The organism is Bradyrhizobium arachidis (assembly GCF_015291705.1).
Taxonomy (GTDB): Bacteria; Pseudomonadota; Alphaproteobacteria; order Rhizobiales; family Xanthobacteraceae; genus Bradyrhizobium; species Bradyrhizobium arachidis.
Genome location: NZ_CP030050.1, coordinates 6,409,191 through 6,427,555, shown reverse-complemented (window position 1 = coordinate 6,427,555; position 18,365 = coordinate 6,409,191). Strand labels below are relative to the sequence as shown.

The following is an 18,365-nucleotide window of genomic DNA, read 5'->3' as shown; positions in this document are numbered from 1 at the left end:
ACATGTTTCGACCCATGAGAGTTGCGGCCGTCGCTCTTGCCCTCCTGGCTGCGGCCATCGCGTCGGCGCGTGCGGCCGAGGTCACCTTCGACGACACCGCGCGCTTCCTTGCGGGCATGCAGCCTTCGGCGGATTCGCCGCTGGTGCCGCTCACGAGGGACCCAGGCTGGCAACGCCACGCCAAATTCTTCGACGGCGCCTTCGCCCAGCTCGAGCAGCGCCAGCTCGCGAAGATCCGGAGCTGGGCCGACGTCAATCTGACCGCGCCCAGGCCGACCATGTTCTATTTGTTCAGCGGACCTGACTTCCTCTACGCTGATGCCTTCTATTCCAAGGCCAGCACCTATGTGCTCGGCGCCCTGGAGCCGGTCGGCACCGTGCCGGATTTGACGCGGTTGCCGCGCGGTTCGGTCGGCGCCGCGCTCTACAACGTCGAGCGCTCGCTCGGCTCGATCCTGAGCTTCTCCTTCTTCATCACCAAGCAGATGAAGGTCGACCTGCACACCAACCAGGTCAGCGGCACCTTGCCGATCCTCTATGTCTTCCTCGCGCGCTCCGGCAAGACCATCCGCAACGTCGAGATGGTCGCGCTCGACAACAAGGGCGGGATGCATGTCGGCAACGACAATCCGGGACCGAGCGCGACGCGCGGCGTCCGCATCACCTTTGCAGGCCCCGATGGGGAAGCCCGCACGCTGTATTATTTCTCCGCCGATCTCTCCAACGCGAGCGCGCGCGCAGCGGGCTTCCTGAGGTTCTGCGAGACGCTCGGGCCCGGCAACAGCCTGCTCAAGAGCGCGTCGTATCTGCTGCACTCCGGCAACTTCACCGTCGCGCGCGACTGGCTGCTCGCCAACAGCGCGACCATCATCCAGGACGATTCCGGCATTCCGCTTGCGAACTACAGCGCGCGGCAGTGGCGGTTCTTCCCGTTCGGCCGCTATCTCGGACCGATCGACGAATTCCCCGGGCGCTATCAGGAGCGCTACGCCGAATTGTTCACGCGCGCCCAGCCGATCGACTTCGGCGTCGGCTATCGCTGGCGCATGAATGAATCGAATCTGCTGCTGTCGGTGAAGGTGCCGGGCAGCGAGATCGTGCCGGCCGCGGAGGCCACCTCGTCCGCCGAGCCGCCGCCGAGACCACCGCGCCCGAAGCGACCGCGTCCGCCCGAGCCGATCCCGCCGCCGCCCGGGCGCTTCTTCTGGTTCCGCTAAAGCATGATCCGGAAAAGTGCGAAGCGGTTTTCCGGAAAGATCATGCGTAAACAACAAGCTAAAGCGCGATGACGGTTCATCCAAACCTCATCGCGCTTTGGGCTGTTTGCTGAAATCAGGCGTCAGGGCGTCTGGGCCACGACGACGAGCACTTCCGCTTTCTGTCGGCCGAGGCTCCTGACCTCGTGCGGGGTCTCTCCTGAAAAATACAGGCAATCGCCCTTGCCAAGCGTCAGCTCCTCGCCGTCGAGCTTGATCGCGATCTTGCCGTTGATGACGAACAGTAGTTCCTCGCCGGCATGCGAGGCGCGCGTTGCCGCCTTGTGCGGCGGGCTCAGCAGGAACGGCTCCATCATCTTGCGGGTGCGGCCGGTCGCCAGCGGCACGACACCAAACGTGTCCTGAAACAGCGGGACGTTGCCGCCTTCGCGGCGGAACAGCGTATAGCGCGGCGCGGGCTCGGCGTTCGGATCGAAGAAGTTCGCGACATTGACCTCGAGCGCAGCGGCCATCCGCAGCAGCGCGGCGAGGGAAGGGATCTTCAGGTTGCGCTCGACCAGGGAGATGTAGCCGCGGGTGAGATCGCTCTGCTTGGCAAGCTGGTCCAGTGTCAAGCCCTTGGCAATCCGCGCCTGGCGGATATTGGCCCCGACCGCTGTCGCTTTGCTGACGTCAAGCACGCATGAATCTCCCGAACTGCTGGGGCTTCTTTTGCAACAGATGCCGCCCAACTGCCAGCCCGATGGCGCGGATCGGCCGGTCCGGCTGCCCGCAAGCGTATTCCAATAGAAAACTCTTGCGCAGAAATTTCAGGCAATGACGCGGATAATGTGAGCAGGCTTGCTGGTATATCGCAGAAATCAGCCGAAAATTAGTGCATTTCATGCCCTTTGCCGTGATCGACGGCAGTTGCCGCGTTCCGTGGCGTTGATTTCCAATAGTAAACATGATCGATTTTTACCGTCCTGGCTGCCGATGGGCTCCACGGACCGAACCAACTGCTTTTCCCAGGCGCCGGTACCTTTTGGAGAGATCGATGACCGTAGCAGACGACGTAACCCTGAACGTAGCGCCGGACGAGGCGGCGAGCTTGCGACGGATCGTGTGGTCGAGCGTGATCGGCACCGCGGTCGAATGGTACGACTTCCTCATCTACGGCACGGCGACCGCGCTGGTGTTCAACAAGGTCTTCTTCGCCGCCGGCAATCCCACGCTCGCCACCATCGCGGCCTTCGGCACCTATGCGGTCGGCTTCCTGGCGCGGCCGCTGGGTGCTGCGATCTTCGGTCATTACGGCGACAGGGTCGGCCGCAAGGCGATGCTCGCGATCACCATCATGGTGATGGGTATCGGCACCTTCCTGATCGGCCTGCTGCCGACCTACCAACAGATCGGCATCGCCGCGCCGCTGCTGCTGATCGGCCTGCGTTTTCTCCAGGGCATCGGTCTCGGCGGTGAGTGGGGCGGGGCCGTGCTGATGGTGGTCGAGAACTGTCCGACACATCGTCGCGGACTACTCGGCAGCATGGTGCAGGTCGGCAATCCCATCGGCAATCTGGCCGCGATCGGCATGTTCGCGCTGGTGGCGAGCCTGCCGGAAAGCGACTTCATGACTTACGGCTGGCGCATTCCGTTCCTGATCTCGATCCTCCTGGTCGGCGTCGGTCTCTACATCCGTCTCAACATGGAGGAGACCGCCGCCTTCCGTCAGGTCCAGGCCAAGAGGGAAGTCGCAAGCATGCCTCTAGTCGAGATCTTCAGGCATCACCGCAGGCCGTTCTTCACCGCGGTCGGTCTGAAGATCTCCGAGATCGCCTATGCCAGCATCGGCGGCGTGTTCGTGATGTCCTACGCCACGGCCAATCTGGGGCTGCCGCGCGCGGTGGTCCTGAACCGTGCGTTCGCCGCATCGCTGGTTGCGCTGTTTGCCATTCCGCTGTTCGGTTGGCTGTCGGACCTCGTCGGCCGCAAGACGATGTTCTATGCGAGTTGCGCCTTCTCGGCGCTGTTTGCCTTCCCGCTGTTCTGGTTGCTCGACACCCGCGATCCCGCCATCGTCGTCTGCACCATCGTGGTCGCGATCACGTTCGGTCAGATGGTGATGTTCGGCATCGGTGCGCCCTGGTATTCCGAGTTGTTCTCCGCGCGGCTGCGCTACAGCGGCGCATCGCTCGGCTTCCAGGTCGGTGCGGCCCTGAGCGGCGGGTTGACGCCGCTGATTGCGGCGTCTCTGATGGCCTGGAGTGGGGGCGCAACCTGGCCGGTCTCGCTCTTGCTCATTGCCTGCGCCGCCATCACCGCGACTGCAACCAGTTTCGCGCCGGAGATGGCGAACAAGGAACTGACCTGATCCCGCGGCGCGTCGCTGCCGGCGGCGCGCCATCGTTCACCCAAGGGGAATTGTCATGCTCGATACCGTCAGTGCCGGCTCGGCGCACAACGCAACGCAGCTCGGCTGGACCGGCGTGGTGCGTTTCCTTCATTTCACCCCGCGTGCGTTCCTGCCGATGCGCGCGGCGGAGCAAATCAATCTCGTCGCCGGCCGGGGCATTGAAGGCGATCGCTATATGATCGGCAACGAAGAGGGGTTTTACTCGCACAAGCCGGAGGAGGGCCGGCAGGTCACCCTGTTCGAGCTCGAAACGTTGGTCGCGCTCAAGCGCGACGCCGGCATCGAGCTCAGACCGGAGGAACACCGGCGCAACGTCACGGTCGAGGGCGTGCCGTTGAACCATCTGGTCGGCCGCCGCTTCTGGCTGGGCGAGACCTTGCTGGAGGCGACGCGGCTGTCGGTGCCGTGCCGACACATCGAGGAGATCACCGGCAAGGCGATCTTCGATCCCCTGATCAACCGCTCGGGCCTTAATTGCAAAATCCTGCAAGGCGGCCTCGTGAAGGTCGGCGACATCGTGCGGAACGCGGCATGAAGGTGCGTCCGATCACGACGGTCAAGACGGTCGTCGCCGACATCGAGGAGGCAGGCCGCGGGATCAAGCTGTTCACCCTGGTCGATCCCGATCGCTGGGAACTACCGCCGTTCAAGCCCGGCGCGCATATCGATCTGCATCTGCCGAACGGGCTCGTGCGTACCTATTCGTTGTGCAACGAGCCCGCCGACAATACGCGCTATGTCATCGCCGTGAAGCGCGAGGCGGAGGGGCGCGGCGGCTCGCGCGTGCTGCACGACGAGGTCAGGCCCGGCGACGTCATCGGCGTCTCGCTGCCGCGCGGCGGCATGACGCCCGATGCGCGCATCGCACGCTATGTGTTCGTGGCCGGCGGCATCGGCGTGACGCCGTTCCTGTCCATGGCACGGCATCTCGAGCGAACGGAGCAGGCCGGCTTCACACTGCATCTGATCGTGCGCGAGGAGGTGCCGCTGGCCGCGCATCTCGGCGCGCTGATCGAAGAGGGGCGCGTGGTCGTGCATCGAACGTCCCGGACCGGGCGTCCTGATCTCGCAGCGCTCGTAGGGGAGGGGGGATCGGACACGCTGGTCGCCTGTTGCGGCCCGGAAGGCATGACCGATGATTTCGAGCGGCAAACGGCAGCGTGGCCCGCGGCGAATGTTCATGTCGAGCGCTTCGTCGCGCCGCCACCTGTGATCGATCCGGATGCAAAGCCCTTTACGCTGTTGCTGGCGCGCTCCGGCATGGAGATCGAGGTGCGGGCCGGCCAGACCATGCTGGCCGCGTTGCAGGAAGGCGGCGTCGACGTCGCCACCTCGTGCTGCGGCGGCATCTGCGGCGCCTGCAAAGTCGGCTGGATCGAGGGCAAGCCCGTGCACCGCGACCGCATCCTGTCGCCTTACGAGCGCGAGCGCTATCTCATGGTCTGCGTCGTAGGATCGGACGCCGATCGGCTGGTGCTTGATCTCTGATCTACCAGTGCACGCTCTGGCTCGGCACGATGAAGGCCGTGGAGCTCGGCGGCGTGGCGAAGCTCGTTGCCAGGTACCAGCCGGAGCCGGCCGCGAGCACCAGCAGGGCGATGATAGCGAGCATGTCGAGGGTTCTGGGATCGTGATTATGATGATGCCCGCCGGGACCGGAACGGGGACCAGGCTTGAAGTGAAAATGAGGGCTGATTTTCCAGCGCATTGTTGTCTCCTCCCGGGGGAGCATCACAACAACGCGAGGCGAAAGTTCCGGTTCCGCTCGGGGCAGCGATGCGCAGAGCACCGCAGCAAACGCCGGCGTGATCGGGAAAATGCGCACGCTTTACTGGGCGTTGACGCCGCGCCAGCGGCCGTAGCGCCAGGGCAGATACCAGTGCGCGCCCTGCGGTGCGTTGAGCGGCACGTTGTCGATGCCTGACGTGCCGAACGGGTTGCAGCGGAGCAGGCGCGCCAGCGTCATCCAGCCGCCGGCCCAAAGCCCGAACCGCCCGATTGCTTCGTCGCCGTAGACGGAGCAGGTCGGCAGGTGCCGGCAATTGTAGCCGACCAGCGGCGAGAGCGTGTGGCGGTAGAGCCAGATCAGCGCGCGGCCGAATCTGCGTGGGAGCCGGAGTGCGCCCTCGACTGGATTGGAACAATGTTCGCAGGCTGAATGCTTCATGTGCGCTTTGCCGCGACGTTGAGCGAGGTGCTGCACGGTTCCGGTGCAGGGAACCGCAAGCTGTTGTTTGCGCGCCATATTTTACGTGCTTTTTGGGAGCAGTGCAGCAAGTACCTATGGACGATCTGTATTCCCCCGGATACCATTTTTATGACGTCCGTGTGTAGACTCATGGAACGCAAAACGGGGCTTGCCTGAATCGCTTTGGGGCTTGGGGAAGGGACCAGTTTGAAACTTCTGACGTCGCTCAATCTTCGCGGCTGGTTGCTTGTGGGAACCGCCGTCTGTGGTATCGCGCTGGCGGGGGCCATCGCGACGTTTGGATCGTCTGCCCGGGCTGGCGCTGCGCTTGAAGAGCGCAAGCTGCCGATGAAGTTCAACTGGGTCGCCTGCGAGCCCAACTGCCGTGGGTGGGTCAGCGCGGTCGGGATCATCACGTCCGATACCCCCAAGGATTTCGAGGAATTCGCGCGCGCGCGTCAGCTTGGCGGCGCCACCGTCGTGCTCGACTCCAGCGGCGGCTCCGTCAACGATGCGATCACGCTCGGCCGGCGCTTCCGCAATCTTGGCCTTCTGACCACGGTCGGGATCAGCGTTCAGAACCGCGGCGGGCAGTCGGCCCGTCCGGCGGTGGCGCCTGAAGCCTATTGCGAATCCATGTGCGTGTTCCTGCTGCTGGCCGGCAAGAAGCGCTACGTGCCCGATGCGGCCCATGTCCGGGTTCACCAGATCTGGATGGGCGACCGGGCCGACGATGCCAAGGCGGCAAGCTACAGCGCGCAGGACCTGATGATCGTGGAACGCGACATCGGCCGGCTCGCCAAATACACCTTTGACATGGGCGGTGCCGGCGATCTGTTGTCGCTCGCGCTTAGCGTGCCGCCGTGGGAAGACCTGCACGAACTCGACGCAGGCGAGCTCAAGCTCACCAATCTCGTGACGACCGATCTCGTGGCCGACGTGCTGCCGCATGTCGACGTCTCCGCGCCGGCAATGGCTGAGCTGGCGCCGAAAACGCAGGCGAGGTTCGGCGCCGAACCGGAGCAGGCGCCACAGGCCGCCAAGTCGACCAAGACGGCGGAAGCCCTGGTGCCGACCGGCAGCGTGGCCACGCCGGCTGCGGCGGTGCAGAAGTAAGCTCCTAAATCCTGGCAGATCATTCCGGGGCGCGCGCAGCGCGAACCCGGAATCTCGATCGGCAAGCTCTGGATTCCGGGTTCGTCGCTTGGCGACGCCCCGGAATGACACCGATGGAATTAACCCTGCGCCGCGGCCGGCTGCTTGGCCTTCGCCTCGATCTGGTCGATCGCATCGACCACGGCATCGAAGGTCAGCAGCGTCGAGGCATGCCGCGCCTTGTAGTCGCGGACCGGCTCGAGGAACTTGATCTCTTCCCATTTGCCTTCAGGAGGCGCGCCATTCTCCTTCAGCATCTTGCGAACGGTTTCGCGTAACGCACGGAGTTCGCTCGCGGTCGAGCCGACCACGTGACTTGCCATGATGGATGAAGAGGCTTGGCCGAGCGCGCAGGCCTTCACGTCATGGGCGAAGTCGGTGACGATGTCGCCCTCCATCTTGAGATCGACCTTCACGGTCGAGCCGCACAGCTTGGAGTGGGCGGTGGCGGTGGCATCGGCGTCGGACAACCGCCCGAGGCGCGGAATATTCCCGGCCAGCTCGATGATCCGCTTGTTATAGATGTCGTTCAGCATGTGATGGAGTCCAGCACTTACCTACCGGATCGGCCTTGGCGGCCGCCGCCCAGGGTCCTATATAGGGACGGAACTGGCGGAAAAACAGTCCAGCGGTGCGGTGGGGATGATCCAGACCTGCGCTGCCAGCGTGATGACGCAGGAGCCTTTTTCGTCAAAACTGTTCTCTTCAGGCGTCCGGCGGCTTGCCGCCCCGTCTGCCGGTGACACTCCGGCCGTTGAGGCCGTCGAACGGAGTAGACATGGACGCTACCATCAAATCCATCCGCCCCAACAAGCCCGCTGACCGGCAGCCCGAGAGCCGCCCGGCCGAGCTTGACCCTGCCGAATTCCTCGCGGTCGCCGTCCGCGCCGACCAGCCGCGCCCCGCGCGCGCCGAGGCGGAAGCAGCGGTGAAGACGCTGCTCGCCTATATCGGCGAGAACACCGAGCGCGAGGGGCTGTTGGACACGCCGCGCCGCGTGGTCGAGGCCTTCGACGAGCTCTATCAGGGCTATCACCAGTGCCCGGCCGAGGTGCTCGACCGCACCTTCGGCGAGACCGCCGGCTATGACGACTTCGTGCTGGTGCGCGACATCGAGTTCACCTCGCAGTGCGAGCATCACATGATGCCGTTCTACGGCAAGGCTCACATCGCCTACACGCCGGTGGAACGCGTGGTCGGCCTGTCGAAGCTTGCCCGCCTCACCGACATCTTCGCCCGCCGGCTCCAGACCCAGGAGCATCTGACGGCGCAGATCGCGGCGGCGATCGACGAGATCCTGAAACCCCGCGGCGTTGCAGTGCTGATCGAGGCCGAGCATACCTGCATGTCGGTGCGCGGTGTCGCCAAGCACGGCGCCTCCACCTTCACCAGCCGCTTCACCGGCATGTTCCGCGACAATCCGGCGGAGCAGGCCCGTTTCCTGTCCCTGGTGCGAGGCCTGCAGCGCTGACCTCGCGAATAACTGGCGAGGGTTGCTGTGTCCGCTCACTCCCATGAGATCGAGGAAGGCCTCGCCTTCCTCCCCAAGTTCGACGCAGCCGGCCTCGTGACGGTCGTCGCGACCGACATCGTCAGCGGCGACGTGCTCATGGTCGCGCACATGAACGATGAAGCGCTGCGCAAGACGATCGCGACGGGCGAGGCCTGGTACTTCAGCCGCTCGCGCAATGCCTTGTGGCGAAAAGGTGAGACCTCAGGTCAGACCCAACACGTCGTCGAGATGCGCACCGATTGCGATCAGGATGCGGTGTGGATCAAGGTCGAGCAGGTGGGCGCGGCTTGCCACACCGGGCGACGGTCGTGCTTCTATCGCAAGGTCGAAGGCGAGGGCGGTGGCGCCAGGCTGGTCTTCGTAGATGCTGACAGGCTGTTCGATCCAAGCGACGTCTATAAGAAGTAGCCGCCATCATTCCGGGGCGCGCACAGCGCGAGCCTGGAATCCATCGTACGGCATAACGTGCGGTGGAATGGATTCCGGGCTCATCGCTTCGCGATGCCCGGGAATGACTCGGGGGCCGACGGGCGAAGCCCAATTAACCCCGCATTAACCATACCTGTCCCACGGTGAGACGATAGGGCGCCGAATTGCCGGCGCCGCTCAACGCCGCGCGGGGCGGGCACTTCATCATGTCGCTCGACAATTCCAGTGCCACGCAGACGGTCGCTCTCGACCCGACGCGGGCGCGCGTCGCCGGTGCGATCAAGGACGTCTCCAACCGGACCGGCGTCAGCTTCCAGTACATGCTGACCACCGCCAAGATGGAGTCGGATTTCGATCCGACGGCGGGCGCCACCACATCGTCGGCGCACGGGCTCTACCAGTTCATCGACCAGACCTGGCTCGGCACCGTGAAGGAGGCGGGCGCCCAGCTCGGCTATGGCAACTACGCCAACGCCATCACCAGGACCTCGTCCGGCGGCTACACCGTCGACGATCCCTTCATGAAGCGGTCGATCATGAAGCTGCGGGACGATCCGGAAGCCGCATCCAGCATGGCGGCGGCGCTGACGCAGTCGAACAGTTTCAAGCTGACCGGTCTGCTCGGCCGCAGGCCGTCCGACAGCGAGCTCTACATGGCCCATTTCATGGGCGTCGGCGGAGCGGCAAAACTGATCGCCAATGCCGAGGACAACCCGCAGGCCGTCGGCGCGCGGCTGTTTCCCAATGCGGCCTCCGCCAACCGCTCGATCTTCTACGCCGGAGACGGCCGCGCCCGCAGCGTCTCGGAAGTCTATTCGGTGCTCGACGCGCGCTACGCCAGCGCGGCGAATTCGAAACTCACTCGCAGCGCGATGGCGATGTATGGCGACACGCCGTCGACCACGCAGGTCGCAAGCGCCAATGGCATGCAGCCGACCGCGCCCGTCATCGACAACGCCGCTTATCTCCAGACTTTTCCCGATGCACGCGGTGTCACGCCAGTGAGCACGATATCGTCGACGACGGTTGCGGATAACACGCCGGTCACCCCCGCATTCCGCTCGATCTATCAGCCAGGCGACATCACGCAGCCGGTCTCGACCACGGTGCAGAAATTGTGGGGCAACAACGCCTCGGTCGCTTCCGTGACGCCTGACGTGCGTCCGCCGCAACCGCTCGATCTCTTCAGCGATCGCAGCGGCACCTTCTCGAGCTAGTCAGCGCACCTCTACGTGCTGCGCAGCGTGCGGCCGCCGTCTTTGTTCCCTTAACAAAACGTCAATGAAACCAGCCAGTTATGGTGAACGCTTTGTTAAGCGTCGTGGTTTATTTTGTGTTGCAGGTGACGAGCCGTCACCATTTTTGTTTGTTGTGTAAGCCGGAAGCAGCATGATCGTTCGGCAGTTCATCAATTGGATCAGGACCGCGCCCGCTGGCGAGCGGGCGGAGGCGACGCGGGCGTTGGCCCGGGCCTGGCTGATCTCAGACCTTTCGACAGACGACCGCGTCGCCGCCGAAGGCGCGCTGCTGATGCAGCTCGACGATCCCTCGCCGCTGGTGCGGCAGGCGATGGCCGAGGCGTTTGCGCGCAGTCTCGATGCGCCGGCCGCGATCGTGCGGGCGCTGTCGGCAGACCAGCCGACCGTCGCGCTGCCCGTGCTCGAACATTCACCGCTGCTGATCGACGCCGATCTCGTCGACATCGTTGCCACCGGCAATGACGAGGTGCAGTGCGCGGTCGCCCGCCGCATCGCGCTGCCGGTGTCGGTCTGCGCGGCGATCGCCGAAGTCGGCTGCGCGGCGTCGGCGCTCGAACTGATCGAAAATCCCCATGCCGAGCTGGCGCCGTTCTCGTGGAATCGCATCGTCGAGCGTCACGGCCATCTCGCCGCGATCCGCGAGGCGATGCTGGTGCTGGAGGATCTGCCGGCGGCAACGCGTGCCGCGCTGGTGGCAAAGCTGTCCGAGACGCTGGCGCAATTCGTCGTCGCCCGGAACTGGCTGAGCGCCGACCGCGCCGAGCGCGTGACGATCGAGGCGCGCGACCGCTCCACCATGAACATCGCGGCGCGCTCGCGCGGCGAGGACATGCAGGGTCTGGTGCATCACCTCCGTGTCACCGGCCAGCTGACCGCCGGTCTCATTCTGCGCGCGCTGCTGTCGAGCAATCTCGATTTGTTCGACGCGGCGCTGGCCGAGCTCGCCGATCTGCCGCTGGCGCGTGTCTCCGCGCTGCTGCACGACCGCGGCGGCAACAGCCTGCATGCGCTGCTCCGCCGCGCCGGCTTGCCCGAGGCGACGTTCGCCGCGTTCCAGGTGGCGCTCGATGCCTGCCACGAGCAGGGCTTTGTCGACAGCGACGACGGTGCGGCGCGGCTGCGCCGGCGCATGGTCGAGCGCGTGCTGACCCATTGCGAGACCGACCGCGGCGCCGCCGAGCCGCTGATGGTGCTGCTCCGCCGCTTCGCGACGGAATCGGCGCGCGAGGAGGCGCGGCTGTTCTGCGACGAGATCGTCGCGGACGATGCGATCGATCCGGTGTACGATGATCTGATTGCCGCCTAGCGAGATGCCGTAGGGTGGGCAAAGGCGCAAAGCGCCGTGCCCACCACCTATCTGTACAATTCGAGCTGATTGGTGGGCACGCTTCGCTTTGCCCACCCTACGATACGGATCGTGCAGATAGAGACGAGTCTTACTCCACCGGCACGATGCTCGGCGCGAGGATTGCCTCGAGATGCTCGGGGCGGTCGCGGTTGACCTGGGCGAGATAATCGTCGGCGACCTTGCGCAGACGGCGGCTGAGCTCGGCGGAGACGCTGATCCTGTCGAGCTGGGTGTTCTCGTGCACGATGGCGAGAATCGCGTTGATGTGGTGGGTGAACAGTTCGGCCGGCACCTTTTCCAGATCGGGCGCGTGCTCGATGACGCGGCACAGGCTCTCGGCGACTCCCGCGGCCGCCGGAAATCCGAACGTCGCGGCATCGCCCTTGATGTCATGCGCGGCGCGGAACAGCTCGTCGCGCCGCTCCTTGGTGAAGCTGTCATGGCGGATGGCGACGTAGGCGGCCGACAGGCGGTTGACCTCGGTCGTCATCCAGTCCTTGAACTCGCCGGACAGACCCGCGAGCGCCTGCTCGGCGCGACCGATCGGATCGTCCATGTCCTGGTCTTCGACACGGCGCAGAACCTTGCGCAGCGGATTGGGCTGCGTGATGATTTGATGCGTGGCGAAGGCCGTGACCTCGATGTCCTTTGCGCTGTTCTTCGCCATGATGCCGGCCCCGTGTGAGACGTTGCGCTAGATGGAGGACCGGGCCTTGTCGAGCAGCGAGGGCTGCTGGAGCACCTCGTGTTTTTCGCCGACGCGGCGCTCGGGGCCCATATAGGCGGAGTTGGTGTTGCGACGCCGGTCCGGACCGAAATAGGTCTTGGTCTTGATGAAGGGCCGGGGATTGGCGACGACGTTGAGGATGCGCTGGTAGAGGCCTTTCGCCGAGATCGGCTTGGCCAGGAATTCGGTGACACCGGCATCGCGCGCGACGGTGACGCGGCGCTTCTCGGAGTGGCCGGTCAGCATGATGATCGGCGCGTAAGGATTGCCCTTGGACTCCGGCTGCCGGATCATCTGCGCGAGCTCGAGCCCGTCGAAGATCGGCATCGCCCAGTCGGTGATGACGATATCGGGCACGTAATGGCTGTACATTTCCAGCGCCGTGGCGCCGTCCTCGGCCTCGTAAACTTCGCGCGCGCCGAACGAATGCAGCAGCGTCCGCAGGATGCGGCGCATGTGCGGATTGTCGTCGCAGACGAGGAAGCGCAGTTTGTTGAAATCGATGCGGAACATGACGCCCGGGCCAAAGCGGTCAACCTTCGTTAACCATATCGCGTCGGGGGTTAATGAACGGTTGCGCTTGCATCTCGCGGCGGATCGGAAGAAGGGCTGTGTGATATCGTAATTCTGACATTTTTTATCGTAAAACAATAAAAATACTTAATCGAGCGGGAGCATCGTCCAATGAGCGTGATCGCGTTTCCCTATCCCGTGCCGGCCGAGCCGCGATTGCGGCGGATCGGACGGATCGTCGCCGTCGGCGCGCTCGTCTGCGTCGCGGGCGCGGTGATTGCGGTGCCGCTGCTCTGGTCGAGCGACGAGGTGCTTCGGCACTGGATCGCCACCCAGTCCCCGCTGGGGGCGCAGCCCTTCACCCTCAATCCCGGCACGCGCTTCGCCGGTGCGCTGATCAGCCTGATCGGCCTTGCGCCTGTTCTCTACGCCTTGTTGCAGCTCTCGATGCTGTTCTCCCGTTTCGCGCGCGGCGAGGTCTTCGTGACCGAGAACGCCTGGCGCATCCGCCGGATGGGCCTTGCGCTGATCGTGGGCGCGCTGATCTCGCCGCTGGTGCAGATGCTCACGACGGTCAATCTGACGCGGGCCAACCAGCCCGGCCAGATCGTGGTGATGTTCGGCATCGATCAGTCGCATGCGCTGTCGGTGCTGAGCGGGCTTGCGCTCATCGCCTTCGCGACCGTGATGGTGGATGCTGTTCGCTTGTGGCACGAGAACAGCGAGATCATCTGACCATGCCGATCGTCGTCAATCTCGACGTCATGCTCGCCAGGCGCAAAATCAGGTCCCGTGAGCTTGCGGCCCGCATCGAGCTCACGGAAGCGAACGTCTCCCTGCTGAAATCGGGCAAGGTGCGTGGCATCCGCTTCGATACGCTCGAGCGGATCTGCGCCGTGCTCGACTGCCAGCCCGGCGATATCCTGGAATACGTCCCTGACAATGCGGACGATGCGTTGGAGCCTCGCACGGCCGGCCGGAAATCGGCCTAGCCAACTCGTTAATCCAGACCGGAGAAGCCTGCGATGAACGGCCTTGCGCGCGTTCTTGCGAGCGCGGCTGCGCTCATGCTTGGCGGATGCGGCTCGGTGCCGCTGACGTCGATCCCGCCGCTCGCCCGCATCGATGCCAGGACGACGGATCTGTCGATGCTGCGCGTCGCCGTGCAATTGCCCGACGCGCTGCGGCCGCGTTCGGGCGGGGTCAAGCTCGACGTCGTCACCAAGCTGGCGGGGGAGGCTGAGGCCAAGACGAGCTTCGCCATGATGGAGCTGAGCGCACGCGAGCGGGGCGGCTTGCCTGCCCAGCCACAGAACTCCTCCATCTACGCCTTTCGCTTGTCGCCGGAAGATGCCGCGCGCTTCGAGGCGTTGCGCGCCTCGATGGTCGAGCAGGGGAGGAACGGTAAGCGCGGATCGATGGGACTTGGCGTCGCCGCCAAGGAATTCTGCCGCACGAATGCGGGCCCGCAGGCCTCGCTGCTGGTGACGATCTATCTGATGACATCGGAGACGAAGAGCTTCGTTCCGGTCGTCAGGGATTTTGACCTGCTGAGCGATCCCGCCATGGCGGGAGGCCTGGACGCGGTTCAGCCCTGCGGCCAGTGAGCTGGGGATCAGTAGCCGAACTGCTCGCGCAGGATGCGCTCTTCCAGGCTATGGCCGGGATCGAACAGCATGCGCATCGAGATGGACCTGTCCGAGAGCACCTCGACGCGGCGGACCCTCCGGACCTCTTCATGGTCGGCGACGGCCGCGACCGGGCGCTTGTCGTCCTCCAGCACCTCGATCACGACATAGGCGCTGTTGGGCAGCAGGGCGCCGCGCCAGCGCCGCGGCCGGAAGGCGCTGATCGGTGTCAGTGCAAGGAGCGCCGCGTTGATCGGCAGGATCGGGCCTTGCGCCGACAGATTGTAGGCAGTCGAACCTGCGGGCGTCGCGACAATGATGCCATCGGCGATCAACTCGGGCATGCGCTCGCGCTCGTCGATCAGGATGCGCAGGCGTGCGGCCTGGTAGGTCTGCCGGAACAGGTAGACCTCGTTGATGGCGTGATGCAGGTGCACGCGGTCGTTGGCGTCCGTCGCGCGCATCAGGAGCGGGTTGATCTCGGTCTCATGCGCCGCCGCGAGTCTCGCGCGCAGATCGTGCGTCGAATACTCGTTCATCAGGAAGCCGACGGTGCCGCGGTGCATGCCGTAGATCGGCTTTCCCGTGCGCATGTTCCGGTGCAGCGTCTGAAGCATCAGCCCGTCGCCGCCGAGCGCGACCACGACGTCGGCATCTTGCGGATCGCAATTGCCATAGTCCTTGGTGAGCTGGTTGAAGGCGGTCTGCGCCTCGTTACTTGGGCTCGCCACGAAGGCGATCCGGTCATATCGCATGGGCTTGGTCATGGCTTCCGGCAAGGCCGCTGGCTGGAGAAAGTTCCGCCCGGCTCGTCTATACGACCTGGGCCTGCATTGTCGAGGAGGACCGCTCGTCAAGGCAAACGGACGATTGTCCATCTCGATTTGCGGACAAACCGGCTCGATTTGAGCCCGGCCGGCTTCCTCGGGCGTTGCTGAACCGGCGGTCCCCCAAACCGTCGCATTTGCTCGCTAGCCTTCGGAGGTGCACCGGCTCTCATAGCCGGGCAGGGAGAACGCTCATGGTTACGACCTTGCGGGACCCGCGCCGCGCGATCCTGGTGCTGGCGGTGTCGATCTTCGCGGTCGCGGGCGTTGCGCGTGCGGACGATCCGCCGCAGCCGCGCGCCGAGACGGCCGCGCCAGCCGGTCAGAAGGGCGGACGCGGCAGCGGCCCGCAAAGCGCGTCACAGAATTCGTCGTCGCCTGCCGAACTGCATCGTCTCCCGCCGGACTCCACCACGCAGCAGACCCTCGATTTGCCCGGCCGCACCCTCAGCTTCGCCGCGACCGCCGGTTCGATCCGCGTGTTCGACGGCAAGGGCGAGCCGCTGGCCGACATCGCTTACACTTCCTACGAGCTCGGCGGTGCCGACCGCGCGACGCGCCCCGTGACCTTCCTGTTCAACGGTGGACCCGGCGCATCGTCGGCCTGGCTCCAGTTCGGTGCGGCCGGGCCGTGGCGGCTGCCGCTTCACGGCGAAGCTCTCTCACCGTCGGCCTCGCCGGAGGTGAAGCCGAACGCGGACACCTGGCTCGACTTCACCGATCTCGTCTTCATCGACCCCGTCAGCACCGGCTACAGCCGCTTCGTCGCCAGCGGCGAAGATGCGCGAAAATCGTTCTACTCGGTCGACGGCGACGCCAATGCGATCGCGCTGGTGATCCGCCGCTGGCTCGAGAAGCACGACCGGCTAACCTCGCCGAAATATGTCGCGGGCGAGAGCTATGGCGGCATCCGCGGGCCGAAGGTCGTGCGCCAGTTGCAGCTCCAGCATGGCGTCGGCGTCAGGGGATTGATCCTGGTGTCGCCGCTGCTCGACTTCCGCGAGTTCACCGGCACCAGCCTCCTGCAATATGTCGCGACCTTGCCGAGCTACGTGGCGGTCGCGCGCGAGGCCAAAGGACCGGTCACGCGCACCGATCTCGCCGACGTCGAGGCTTATGCGCGCGGCGAATTCCTGACCGACCTCGTCAAGGGCGAGGCGGACAGGGAGGCCGCCAACAGGCTCGCCGACAAGGTCGCCGAGCTCACCGGCATCGACCAGGCGGTCAGCCGCAGGCTCGCCGGCCGCTTCGACGTCGGCGAATTCCGCCGCGAGTTGGACCGCAAGAACGGCAAGGTGACCGGGCGCTATGACGGTTCGGTGCGCGGCCTCGATCCCTATCCGGATTCGAGCAGCTCGCGCTTCGGCGATCCCTCGGGCGACTCCCTCCAGGCGCCGCTGACGAGCGCCGCGGTCGACGTGCTCACACGCAAGCTGAACTGGCGGCCCGATGGCTCCTACGAAGTCCTGAACGGCGCCGTCGAGGGCCATTGGGACTTCGGCCGCGGCATCAACCCGCCGCAGTCGGTGTCGGAGCTGCGCCAGATCCTTGCCACCGACACGAGGCTGAACGTGCTGGTCGGACACGGCCTGTTCGATCTCGCCACGCCCTATTTCGGAACCAGGCGGGTGCTCGACCAGCTCCCGGCCTTCGCGACCCAGCGCGTCAAGTTCGTGGTCTATCCCGGCGGCCACATGTTCTATTCGCGCGACGGCTCACGGCAGGCGTTCCGCAGCGAGGTCGAGGCTCTGATCAGGGAGTAGGCCGCCGCTTGCGCGGGGGATAGCGGCGTGCGATCTCGCGTGCCACGACGTTCGCTGGCTTCACATTGGCACCCGCGATCCAGATGTCGCTCACCTTGCCGCGCTTGTCGCGGGCGCGGCGCACCAGCTCGCCGTGGCTGGAATAGCCGGCGGCCCAGGCGAGCTTGCCGGTGTCGCGCCCGGTGACCTCGATCTCGGCGGCGTCCATGAACGGGTTGTTGAATTGCGGATTGGCGATCAGCACGCGGTTGCCCGCAGGCACGAAGTCGTTCGCGCCCCAGATCGTCCACCAGCGGCCGGTCCAGTCTCGCACACGTCGGTCGGGTGCGCCGCGGCTCCTGAAGACGCGCAGGATCTGCATCGCACCGTCCATCCAGAACGGCGCCGCTCCGTCGATGGAGTTGCTGAGGATGCTGATCGACAGCTCGCAGGCAGGGATCGAGCAGGTCCGCGAGATGTAGCCCTGGAAACCGCCGCCATGGCCGAACCAGTCCCAGCCGTCGGTCTTGCCGGCGTTGACACCGAGGCCGTAATAGGCCTCGAAACTCTGCGGAACGCGCCAATGCTGTCGCGTCATCTCCCGGCGGCTGGCAACCGACAGCACGCTCTTTTTGGCATTGGGTGCGAGCTGCGCGAAGAAGCGGGCAGTGTCGGCGGCGGTGGCGACGAAACCCGCGGCCGATGCCATCGCATGCGCGGGATTGTCCCCCGGGATCACGCAGCGCTCGCCGAACGGCAGCTTCCGCGTATGGCCGCGCGCGAATGCGGCGCCCTTCGGCGGCGGCGCGTCCGGTTCGGTTTCGCGCAGGCCCGCCGGCGCAATGATCTCGCGCTTGATCCAGGTGGAGTAGGGCTCTTTCGTCACGGCTTCGATTACGAGGCCCATCAGGCCAAAGCCGTGATTGGAATATTTGAAGCGCGTGCCGGGCTCGATCGCGGTCGGCAGTTTCAATTCCGCGAGCAGCTCTTTCACGTTGAGATAGGGCCGGCTGTCGATGAACTGGCCGGAATCGGCACCATCGCGCGTCAGCCCCGCGCTGTGCGAGAGCACCTGCGCAATCGTCGTCTCGGCAATGCGCGGATTGAGGCCGCCGACATATTGGCCGACCGGATCGTCGAGCCGCAGCCTCTTCTGCTCGCGCAGCTTCATGATGCCGGCTGAGGTAAAGCTCTTCGAATGCGAGGCAATGCGGAAGCGGTGGCGCGGGGTGAGTTTTTCGCCGGTGTCAAGATTGGCAAGGCCGAACGCATGCTCGGCGACGATTTCGCCCCGATGGACGAATGCGATGATGGCGCCGGGTTGCTGGAATGTCGTCTGCTGAAATTCGATCCAGGAGCTAATGTAGTCGATCGCGGATCGCAGCCACGTGTCCATTGCGCACCAATTTGCGAGGGGAGGATTGGTA

22 protein-coding genes are annotated in these 18,365 nt (G+C 65.1%); 13 read left to right on the top strand and 9 right to left on the bottom strand.

All coding sequences use genetic code 11. The features are described from left to right. Nucleotides 1-2 precede the first annotated feature (2 nt). On the top strand, nucleotides 3-1,217 hold the full coding sequence (locus WN72_RS30140) for a hypothetical protein (RefSeq protein WP_092213698.1): 1,215 nt from the start codon (nucleotides 3-5) through the stop codon (nucleotides 1,215-1,217). Nucleotides 1,218-1,339: 122 nt separating this feature from the next. On the opposite strand, the gene WN72_RS30135 is transcribed toward WN72_RS30140, so the two are convergent. Both WN72_RS30135 and WN72_RS30130 read right to left on the bottom strand, forming a co-directional pair. Beyond that, nucleotides 1,340-1,897: a helix-turn-helix domain-containing protein gene (locus tag WN72_RS30135; protein ID WP_027560040.1), complete on the bottom strand. Its 558-nt coding sequence runs from the start codon at nucleotides 1,895-1,897 to the stop codon at nucleotides 1,340-1,342. Then, nucleotides 1,890-2,165, bottom strand: a complete 276-nt coding sequence (locus WN72_RS30130) for a hypothetical protein (protein ID WP_143130554.1) — start codon at nucleotides 2,163-2,165, stop codon at nucleotides 1,890-1,892. The genes WN72_RS30135 and WN72_RS30130 overlap by 8 nt, the downstream gene beginning before the upstream one ends. 88 nt (nucleotides 2,166-2,253) lie before the next feature. Here WN72_RS30130 and WN72_RS30125 point away from each other — a divergent pair, with 88 nt between their 5' ends. The 3 genes from WN72_RS30125 to WN72_RS30115 are packed head-to-tail and all read left to right on the top strand — an operon-like array spanning nucleotide 2,254 to nucleotide 5,097. Continuing rightward, on the top strand, nucleotides 2,254-3,567 hold the full coding sequence (locus WN72_RS30125; protein ID WP_092213700.1) for an MFS transporter: 1,314 nt from the start codon (nucleotides 2,254-2,256) through the stop codon (nucleotides 3,565-3,567). A gap of 55 nt (nucleotides 3,568-3,622) precedes the next feature. Then, nucleotides 3,623-4,144 (top strand): MOSC domain-containing protein, encoded by a 522-nt coding sequence (locus tag WN72_RS30120; protein ID WP_092213702.1) that lies wholly within the window; start codon nucleotides 3,623-3,625, stop codon nucleotides 4,142-4,144. Beyond that, the gene (locus WN72_RS30115; protein WP_092213704.1) at nucleotides 4,141-5,097 is read left to right on the top strand and encodes a PDR/VanB family oxidoreductase; all 957 of its coding nucleotides are present in this window, start codon (nucleotides 4,141-4,143) and stop codon (nucleotides 5,095-5,097) included. Before WN72_RS30120 ends, WN72_RS30115 begins: the two co-directional genes overlap by 4 nt. Nucleotide 5,098: 1 nt before the next feature. Here WN72_RS30115 and WN72_RS30110 read toward each other — a convergent pair whose 3' ends face one another. Together WN72_RS30110 and yidD are read right to left on the bottom strand one after the other, a co-directional pair. Beyond that, the gene (locus tag WN72_RS30110; protein ID WP_027560036.1) at nucleotides 5,099-5,317 is read right to left on the bottom strand and encodes a hypothetical protein; all 219 of its coding nucleotides are present in this window, start codon (nucleotides 5,315-5,317) and stop codon (nucleotides 5,099-5,101) included. A gap of 120 nt (nucleotides 5,318-5,437) precedes the next feature. Continuing rightward, nucleotides 5,438-5,776 carry a membrane protein insertion efficiency factor YidD gene (gene yidD / locus WN72_RS30105; protein WP_092213830.1) on the bottom strand — a complete coding sequence of 113 codons (339 nt, stop codon included), beginning with the start codon at nucleotides 5,774-5,776 and terminating at the stop codon, nucleotides 5,438-5,440. 228 nt (nucleotides 5,777-6,004) lie between these two features. Between yidD and WN72_RS30100 the strand changes: the two genes are divergently transcribed. Further along, nucleotides 6,005-6,913, top strand: coding sequence for a COG3904 family protein (locus WN72_RS30100; protein WP_092213706.1), 909 nt, complete (start codon nucleotides 6,005-6,007; stop codon nucleotides 6,911-6,913). A 119-nt stretch (nucleotides 6,914-7,032) separates the two neighbouring features. Here WN72_RS30100 and WN72_RS30095 read toward each other — a convergent pair whose 3' ends face one another. Further along, nucleotides 7,033-7,488: an iron-sulfur cluster assembly scaffold protein gene (locus tag WN72_RS30095; protein WP_092213708.1), complete on the bottom strand. Its 456-nt coding sequence runs from the start codon at nucleotides 7,486-7,488 to the stop codon at nucleotides 7,033-7,035. Nucleotides 7,489-7,730: 242 nt separating this feature from the next. Here WN72_RS30095 and folE point away from each other — a divergent pair, with 242 nt between their 5' ends. The 4 genes from folE to WN72_RS30075 all read left to right on the top strand — a co-directional run bounded on the left by folE (nucleotide 7,731) and on the right by WN72_RS30075 (nucleotide 11,459). Continuing rightward, the gene (gene folE / locus WN72_RS30090; protein ID WP_027560031.1) at nucleotides 7,731-8,423 is read left to right on the top strand and encodes a GTP cyclohydrolase I FolE; all 693 of its coding nucleotides are present in this window, start codon (nucleotides 7,731-7,733) and stop codon (nucleotides 8,421-8,423) included. Between the two features lie 27 nt (nucleotides 8,424-8,450). Then, entirely contained in the window at nucleotides 8,451-8,873 is a 423-nt protein-coding gene (hisI, locus tag WN72_RS30085; RefSeq protein ID WP_092213710.1) for a phosphoribosyl-AMP cyclohydrolase, read from the top strand. 185 nt (nucleotides 8,874-9,058) lie between these two features. Next, nucleotides 9,059-10,111 carry a transglycosylase gene (locus WN72_RS30080; RefSeq protein ID WP_027560029.1) on the top strand — a complete coding sequence of 351 codons (1,053 nt, stop codon included), beginning with the start codon at nucleotides 9,059-9,061 and terminating at the stop codon, nucleotides 10,109-10,111. A gap of 172 nt (nucleotides 10,112-10,283) precedes the next feature. After that, entirely contained in the window at nucleotides 10,284-11,459 is a 1,176-nt protein-coding gene (locus WN72_RS30075) for a DUF2336 domain-containing protein (protein WP_027560028.1), read from the top strand. A 130-nt stretch (nucleotides 11,460-11,589) separates the two neighbouring features. Here the strand turns inward: WN72_RS30075 and WN72_RS30070 are convergent, their stop codons facing one another. Further along, nucleotides 11,590-12,168 (bottom strand): Hpt domain-containing protein, encoded by a 579-nt coding sequence (locus WN72_RS30070; RefSeq protein ID WP_092213712.1) that lies wholly within the window; start codon nucleotides 12,166-12,168, stop codon nucleotides 11,590-11,592. A gap of 27 nt (nucleotides 12,169-12,195) precedes the next feature. Further along, nucleotides 12,196-12,741: a response regulator gene (locus tag WN72_RS30065; RefSeq protein ID WP_008549760.1), complete on the bottom strand. Its 546-nt coding sequence runs from the start codon at nucleotides 12,739-12,741 to the stop codon at nucleotides 12,196-12,198. Nucleotides 12,742-12,912: 171 nt separating this feature from the next. Here WN72_RS30065 and WN72_RS30060 point away from each other — a divergent pair, with 171 nt between their 5' ends. The 3 genes from WN72_RS30060 to WN72_RS30050 are packed head-to-tail and all read left to right on the top strand — an operon-like array spanning nucleotide 12,913 to nucleotide 14,348. Continuing rightward, the gene (locus WN72_RS30060; RefSeq protein WP_092213714.1) at nucleotides 12,913-13,476 is read left to right on the top strand and encodes a DUF2975 domain-containing protein; all 564 of its coding nucleotides are present in this window, start codon (nucleotides 12,913-12,915) and stop codon (nucleotides 13,474-13,476) included. A 2-nt stretch (nucleotides 13,477-13,478) separates the two neighbouring features. Beyond that, a complete protein-coding gene (locus WN72_RS30055) occupies nucleotides 13,479-13,733 on the top strand; it encodes a helix-turn-helix domain-containing protein (protein ID WP_051377734.1) in 255 nt (84 codons plus the stop codon). 33 nt (nucleotides 13,734-13,766) lie between these two features. After that, entirely contained in the window at nucleotides 13,767-14,348 is a 582-nt protein-coding gene (locus WN72_RS30050; protein ID WP_027560025.1) for a hypothetical protein, read from the top strand. Between the two features lie 8 nt (nucleotides 14,349-14,356). Here WN72_RS30050 and WN72_RS30045 read toward each other — a convergent pair whose 3' ends face one another. Next, nucleotides 14,357-15,136, bottom strand: coding sequence for an NAD kinase (locus tag WN72_RS30045; protein ID WP_027560024.1), 780 nt, complete (start codon nucleotides 15,134-15,136; stop codon nucleotides 14,357-14,359). Between the two features lie 254 nt (nucleotides 15,137-15,390). Between WN72_RS30045 and WN72_RS30040 the strand changes: the two genes are divergently transcribed. Beyond that, complete coding sequence (locus WN72_RS30040) at nucleotides 15,391-16,959, top strand: S10 family peptidase (RefSeq protein ID WP_092213716.1); 1,569 nt, start codon at nucleotides 15,391-15,393, stop codon at nucleotides 16,957-16,959. On the opposite strand, the gene WN72_RS30035 is transcribed toward WN72_RS30040, so the two are convergent. Then, nucleotides 16,949-18,334: a serine hydrolase domain-containing protein gene (locus tag WN72_RS30035; RefSeq protein ID WP_167380675.1), complete on the bottom strand. Its 1,386-nt coding sequence runs from the start codon at nucleotides 18,332-18,334 to the stop codon at nucleotides 16,949-16,951. The two genes, WN72_RS30040 and WN72_RS30035, sit on opposite strands and share 11 nt — an antisense overlap. Between the last annotated feature and the right edge of the window lie 31 nt (nucleotides 18,335-18,365).

Excerpts from the sequence above, each read along its gene's own strand:
- WN72_RS30040 (WP_092213716.1), top strand. The coding sequence starts at position 15,391 with ATGGTTACGACCTTGCGGGACCCGCGCCGCGCGATCCTGGTGCTGGCG.
- WN72_RS30065 (WP_008549760.1), bottom strand. The coding sequence starts at position 12,741 with ATGTTCCGCATCGATTTCAACAAACTGCGCTTCCTCGTCTGCGACGAC.
- WN72_RS30055 (WP_051377734.1), top strand. The coding sequence starts at position 13,479 with ATGCCGATCGTCGTCAATCTCGACGTCATGCTCGCCAGGCGCAAAATC.
- yidD (WP_092213830.1), bottom strand. The coding sequence starts at position 5,776 with ATGAAGCATTCAGCCTGCGAACATTGTTCCAATCCAGTCGAGGGCGCA.
- WN72_RS30120 (WP_092213702.1), top strand. The coding sequence starts at position 3,623 with ATGCTCGATACCGTCAGTGCCGGCTCGGCGCACAACGCAACGCAGCTC.
- WN72_RS30130 (WP_143130554.1), bottom strand. The coding sequence starts at position 2,165 with ATGTTTACTATTGGAAATCAACGCCACGGAACGCGGCAACTGCCGTCG.
- WN72_RS30035 (WP_167380675.1), bottom strand. The coding sequence starts at position 18,334 with ATGGACACGTGGCTGCGATCCGCGATCGACTACATTAGCTCCTGGATC.
- WN72_RS30050 (WP_027560025.1), top strand. The coding sequence starts at position 13,767 with ATGAACGGCCTTGCGCGCGTTCTTGCGAGCGCGGCTGCGCTCATGCTT.
- WN72_RS30095 (WP_092213708.1), bottom strand. The coding sequence starts at position 7,488 with ATGCTGAACGACATCTATAACAAGCGGATCATCGAGCTGGCCGGGAAT.
- WN72_RS30070 (WP_092213712.1), bottom strand. The coding sequence starts at position 12,168 with ATGGCGAAGAACAGCGCAAAGGACATCGAGGTCACGGCCTTCGCCACG.
- WN72_RS30125 (WP_092213700.1), top strand. The coding sequence starts at position 2,254 with ATGACCGTAGCAGACGACGTAACCCTGAACGTAGCGCCGGACGAGGCG.
- WN72_RS30060 (WP_092213714.1), top strand. The coding sequence starts at position 12,913 with ATGAGCGTGATCGCGTTTCCCTATCCCGTGCCGGCCGAGCCGCGATTG.
- WN72_RS30075 (WP_027560028.1), top strand. The coding sequence starts at position 10,284 with ATGATCGTTCGGCAGTTCATCAATTGGATCAGGACCGCGCCCGCTGGC.
- WN72_RS30115 (WP_092213704.1), top strand. The coding sequence starts at position 4,141 with ATGAAGGTGCGTCCGATCACGACGGTCAAGACGGTCGTCGCCGACATC.
- WN72_RS30140 (WP_092213698.1), top strand. The coding sequence starts at position 3 with ATGTTTCGACCCATGAGAGTTGCGGCCGTCGCTCTTGCCCTCCTGGCT.
- WN72_RS30110 (WP_027560036.1), bottom strand. The coding sequence starts at position 5,317 with ATGCGCTGGAAAATCAGCCCTCATTTTCACTTCAAGCCTGGTCCCCGT.
- folE (WP_027560031.1), top strand. The coding sequence starts at position 7,731 with ATGGACGCTACCATCAAATCCATCCGCCCCAACAAGCCCGCTGACCGG.
- WN72_RS30045 (WP_027560024.1), bottom strand. The coding sequence starts at position 15,136 with ATGACCAAGCCCATGCGATATGACCGGATCGCCTTCGTGGCGAGCCCA.